Here is a 5,814-nt window from a genome sequence, read left to right as displayed (position 1 = left end):
CTTGTGCTTCTTCTCCTAATACCTGTTGTAATTTAATAGCGATCGCCTGTAATTTTGCTTCTGGTTCACTAAGGATTTGTTTAATCAATTCGGCAAAAGCATTTAACCAAGCTAAAAAGGGAATATTGCACTTAAATTGGTCAAATTTTCCAGTAATAAAATAACCTCTTTTCTCAACTATAGGTTTATGAATTTCATTCACTAATACTGATTTGCCAATCCCAGAAAATCCTCCCACTAACATTAACTCTATTGGGGATTTGGAACTATCACAAATTCGGTCAAAAGCTGTCAGTAATATTTTGACTTCCTGCTTTCTTCCATAGAGTTTTTCTGGTATAATTAAGTAGTTGGTACTATCTTGTTTTCCCAGTTCAAATACTGTTACTTTTTGAGTATTTTCCCACTCATACTGACATTTTTCTAAATCATAGCGTAATCCGGCTGCTGTTTGATAACGAGCTTCTGGCATTTTGGCTATTAATTTCAACACTATAGAATTAAGATTTTCTGGTATTTGGGGATTCAATTCTATCAGAGATTGTGGTTGACGGGCAATATGAAAATGAACTAATTCCATAGGGTCTTCTGAAATAAAAGGAAGTTGCCCAGTTAATAATTGATAAAATGTAATTCCTAATGAGTAAAAATCACTCCGATAATCAATACCTCTATTCATTCTGCCTGTTTGTTCTGGTGAAATATAAGTTAGAGTCCCTTCTATAGTATTTTGATTCCGTATTTCGGCTGTCTCTTTGGGTAGCTTTGTTGTGGTACTAAAATCTATTAGTTGAATTTCCTTGGTTTGAGGATTAATAATAATATTTTGGGGTTTAATATCTTTATGAATAATCTGATTTTGGTGTAATTTTTCTAAAGTATTAATTATTTGGATAGCTATGTGGAAAAATTGACTTATATCTATTCCATTTATCAGGTTAGAAAGATTTTGGTCTCTGATGTACTTTTGTAGAGATATACCACCAAAATCTTCCATTACTAACATTAAACGTTGCTCAAATTTTTCCAGAGTTAGCATTTTTACTACCCCAGGAAAATTAAAGTTTTTTACAAGTGCATAAGCGTTGCGATATTGGGTTAACTGTTTAAAATTAGGATAGGGATAATTTGGTAGTTTCAGGATGACTAATTTTTCGTATGATTCTGCATAAGCACGATAAACAATTGTGCGATCGCTAGCGTAAATTTTTTCTAGAAGTTGATAATTAAGAATTTTCTGCATCTGCATCTGCATCAGTTAATTTTATTTATAGATAATGTATTTTATAACAATCCTATTTCAGTGATACTATAGGGAATGCTTAACAGCGGTCTCATCCAGCGTCGGCAACAGACGCAAACGGTTAGACCCCGCGACAACGATAAAACCCTTGCGGAATGTGTACCCACAGAGGGAACAGGTAGGAGTTACAGTTTTTTTATTTACTTTTTGATTTGTCATACTAAATCCGGTTATTAAAAGCTACTTTGTCTAAATCTTTCTAACTCTTCTTTCTGCTTTCTATTTTACCTTGATAATAAACTTCCAATGTAAACCGGATTTAGTATCACAACCTATTTATGATTGCTATAGTAACAAAAATAACCAGAGAAATTATACAGTTTATTTAACAATAAAATTATGTTAAAAATACAGTATTTAGAAGTAGACAACTCAAGTATAGCAAATATCGTTATGATACTACAATATATTTTCGACTAAAAGGTTTATTTAATCATTTATTACCCATATTTCTATCACAAAAATACTACAAGAGTTTTTTGAACCCAGGAAGTGGGTTACATCTATAAAAAGGTAGATGTCAAAAATGCTTAAAAGTAGCTGCTCCAATTAATTTAAGATAGTTATTTCTATCGTTGCTCCTTTTTTATTAAAGGTTTATTCTCTCTTTCTTCTTACTTCAAATTTGAGATAATTATTTCTATAGTTTATGGTTTTTGATTAAAAGTTTATTCTCTCTTTCTTGTTTCTGATTTATTCTAGCTTCTTCCTTCAAACAGGAATAGAAATTACAAATTCTGAACCTTTTCCGGGAGTAGAAATACATTCTAAATTTCCTTGATGATGTTCCACCACAATTTGATAACTAATGGCTAAACCTAACCCCGTACCTTTCCCTACTTTTTTTGTCGTATAAAAAGGATCAAACATCCGCTGTTGCACCTCCTCACTTATACCCATACCATTATCAGCAATCCGAATTATCATAAATTTTTCTGCTTCTATTTCTGTAGTAATAGTAATTTGAGGAAAAGAATTACTATTTTTATCTCTTATATTCTCTAGTGCATCAAGAGCATTACCAATAATATTCATAAATACCTGATTTAGTTCTCCAGGATAACATTTAACCTTAGGTAATTGACCGTAATTTTTAATAACTTTAATTTCTAATTCATTAGGTCTACCTTTGAGATAATTTTGGAGAATCATCAAAGTAGAATCTATTCCTTCATGTATATCTACATTTTTAACTTCTGATTCATCCAGACGAGAAAAATTCCGTAGAGATTGAACAATTTTTTTAATTCGTTCAGCTCCTACTTTCATCGAATTTAATGTTTTGGGCAAATCTTCAACTAAAAAATCTAACTCCACATCTTCTAAAATATCTTTGACTTCATTAACAGGTTCGGGATAATTTTCCTGATAAATATTAATGACATCTAATAAATCTTGAGCATATTCTTGAGCATAATCTATATTGCCATAAATAAAGTTAACTGGATTATTAATTTCGTGAGCAACTCCAGCAACTAACTGTCCTAAAGATGACATTTTTTCCGTTTGAATGAGTTGAGTTTGAGTCTTTTTTAATTCTTCTAAAGTTTGAGCTAAAGCTTGATTTTTTTCATTTAACTCTTCTAAAGTTTGAGCTAAAGCTTGATTTTTTTCGTTTAATTGTTGGGTACGTCGCTCGACTTTTTGTTCTAAAGTATTGTAAAGAAAAGCATTTTCTAAAGAAATAGCTACTTGGGTAGTAATCATTTCTAATAGCTCTAGTCTTTCCGAAGTAAATGCACCTGTTGTTAAATTATTTTCTAAGTAGATAATCCCTATAATTTTACCTTGTTTAATAATTGGAGTACATAATATAGATTTAGGTTGCTGTCGTTGAAAATAAGGGTCATTTATCCATATTGTTTCTGTGGTGACATCATCAAATACTTGAAATTTTTCAGTTCGCCAGACATAATTAATTAACGTTTGGGGTAACTCTTGAGTTCTGGAAACGGGTATTTGAGGGCGCTGGAAATTTTGGAGATATTGATTAGGATCGCTAGGGATAGCTGTACCAACAACAGAAGTCATTGCTTCCAATATTAACTGTTGCTCTTGCAGGAGAATAAGAGCGCATTTTTGTGCCCCCGCATTTTCCATCATCAGTTCCATTAAAGTAGAGAGCAAACCTTCTAACTTTACTTCTCCAGAAAGTGTTTGAGAAACTTTGAGTACAGTTGCTAAGTCTAGACTATTTTCACTTTTGCTGCTAGAGGTATAAGAATAGCTAATATTTCTACCGATCGCGTTTGCGTTTTCATCGGAGCTAAGTAATACTGGAGCGAGTAGTTGTGGGTAGCGTTTTTCCAAATCTTTGATTTTAGCAACTGCTCCCCAGTCAAGATATCTATAGTATGCTTCGATCATGTAGGTCTGAGCAATTTTGGTTTTCCCCCAGTCTAGATAAAATTTGGCAGACAGTTCGTTTGCTAAAGCTGCTTCTTGAATGTATTTATTTTCTGTAGCGAGAGCGATCGCTTGTTCGTAAGCTTCGATAGCTGCTATTTTATTTCCTAATATTCTTTGTTTTTCTGCTTCTATTAAATAGTATTTATGGGAATAATTTGTGGGTGCGTGTTGTGCCCAGAATTTCATTTTTTCGCCATAAGCTGTTACTTTTTCTAGGATTTTATCTAGTTCTGCAACTTTTGAATTAGGGTAAAAAGCTAGTAAAGCTAGGGAACTATAAAAACAATATACTGGAAAATAAAAGAACCCCGTGACACCACCCTCAACATATTCTTCTGCTCGCGCGACATAATCTTTTGATTGCTGAAAATTTCCCAATAAATAAGAGAGAATTAATTTATTGAAGTAGATTTGAAATAAACCATAGCGGTCCTTAATATTTTCATAGAAAGGAATAAATTTTTCCTCATTAAAAGCTTTACCTGATAACAATTCAGGATTTTCTTCATAGCCTAGTAAATTCAACACAACTTGATAATAAATCTGATTATAATAATAATTATTTTCTTGTTTAAGCTGCTTTAGAGAATTACTATAATTTTCTATTTCTTGCTGTAGTTGATCTAGAGATATACCTGCCAAGTAAGAATAACCACAGTAATGAAGAATACTATAAGCAGCATATTCTAAATCTCCCGTTTCTAAACCTATTTTATAAGCTTCTAGCAAATGAGGAAAAGTTTGTTGAACATGAATTTTTCTATATTCAATTCCAGTGTAAGTAAATTGAAATATTTTTGTTTTCTGGTCTTTACTATTAAATTTTTCTAATAGCTCGCAGGCAAGTCTACCAAACTGATATCCAGTATCAATATCTTGTTCTATAGTACACAAGAGAAAACCATAGGCGGTACAAGCAAAAGCAAAAAACGTAGATATTCCCGAATTTAAAGATAGATTTATTTGCTTACATATTATCAATGGCAATAATGCCGGATTAGAAACAAATACAATCGAAAAAAGTGATGATAAAATGCGAAGAACTGCTAACTTTTCTGGCTCTTCCAACAGTGGTAAATTAATCAACTCAGAGATATTTTTTTCCCTCAAGTTAGCTTCAGTGTTTTGCAAGTATTCTTTAATATACGATTCAGTTATATTTGTCGGAAAGATCATACCAAGAAGTGACAAAACAGATAAACCTATAGTTAAAGCTTCTTGGAGTTTAGTCATAGTAATGTAAGCTTGTATTTTGGTTTCATAAACTTTCATTTTCTCCAAGATATTATTAGCTTTTTCTAATACAATATCGACTAATTTATCCATTTCTGCAAAGTCACCATTTAAGTAGTTAGTTTCTACTGCTTCTTCATGTAATGCCAATGTTAATTGATATTGGGTTTGCCAACTATTTTCAGTTAATAAGTTTATTCCTGTCTGTAAATAAGATATTGCTGTTTGATAAGCAGTAGATATTTTAGCTTTAGTTCCCGCTCTTAAATTTAAACTTGCCAACTCTTCCCTAGCATCTTTTTCTGTAATTAATTCCACACCATAATTCAATTGATTTACAATTTCAAATATTTTTTCTTCTAATTCCTCATTCGCGGTATTTTTCAATAAGAGTCTGCCAATTTTTAAATGAGTTTCTTGCTTATTTTGTTCCGGAATTAGACTATAAGCTGCCTGTTGTACTCGGTCGTGGAGAAAATGATAAATCGGTGTTTCTATATTTGTTATTTCTGGCAAATTATCATAGTGTTCTCCCTGATAAAATTTGTAAGCTTCATCTGCTGGCAAAATCAATCCTTCTGATAAAGCATTCCACAAAAACAAAGCCGTTTCTGAAATAGATCTCTCTGATACAACTGAGAGAGTTTCTAAGTCAAACTGATTACTAATACAAGCTGCTAATTTTAATAATTCTTGAGTTTCTAATGGTAATTTTTTAATTTCAGCAGCCATCAACTCCACCACATCCCCACTCCCTGCCAAAATTTTTATTTCTGATAAATCAAACAACCATTTATTTTGTTGATAATCATAAAAAATTAATCCTTTTTTGTAAATAAACTTGATAAACTGAATGCTAAAAAATGGAT

The 5,814-nt window shown here is 31.8% G+C and carries 2 protein-coding genes; both read right to left on the bottom strand.

Going from position 1 to position 5,814, the window contains the following annotated elements:
• Nucleotides 1-1,243: protein kinase domain-containing protein (locus tag VKJ25_RS07645; RefSeq protein WP_324236028.1), on the bottom strand; the 1,243-nt coding region annotated here is incomplete at its 3' end.
• Between the two features lie 771 nt (nucleotides 1,244-2,014).
• Nucleotides 2,015-5,814, bottom strand: a 3,800-nt coding sequence (locus VKJ25_RS07640; protein ID WP_324236027.1) for a trifunctional serine/threonine-protein kinase/ATP-binding protein/sensor histidine kinase, incomplete at its 5' end; no start/stop codon positions are given.

This window comes from Okeania sp. (genome assembly GCF_035285525.1).
Taxonomy (GTDB): Bacteria; Cyanobacteriota; Cyanobacteriia; order Cyanobacteriales; family Microcoleaceae; genus Trichodesmium.
Note: the sequence above shows the minus strand (reverse complement) of the source record. Positions and strands in the feature narration are given on the sequence as shown.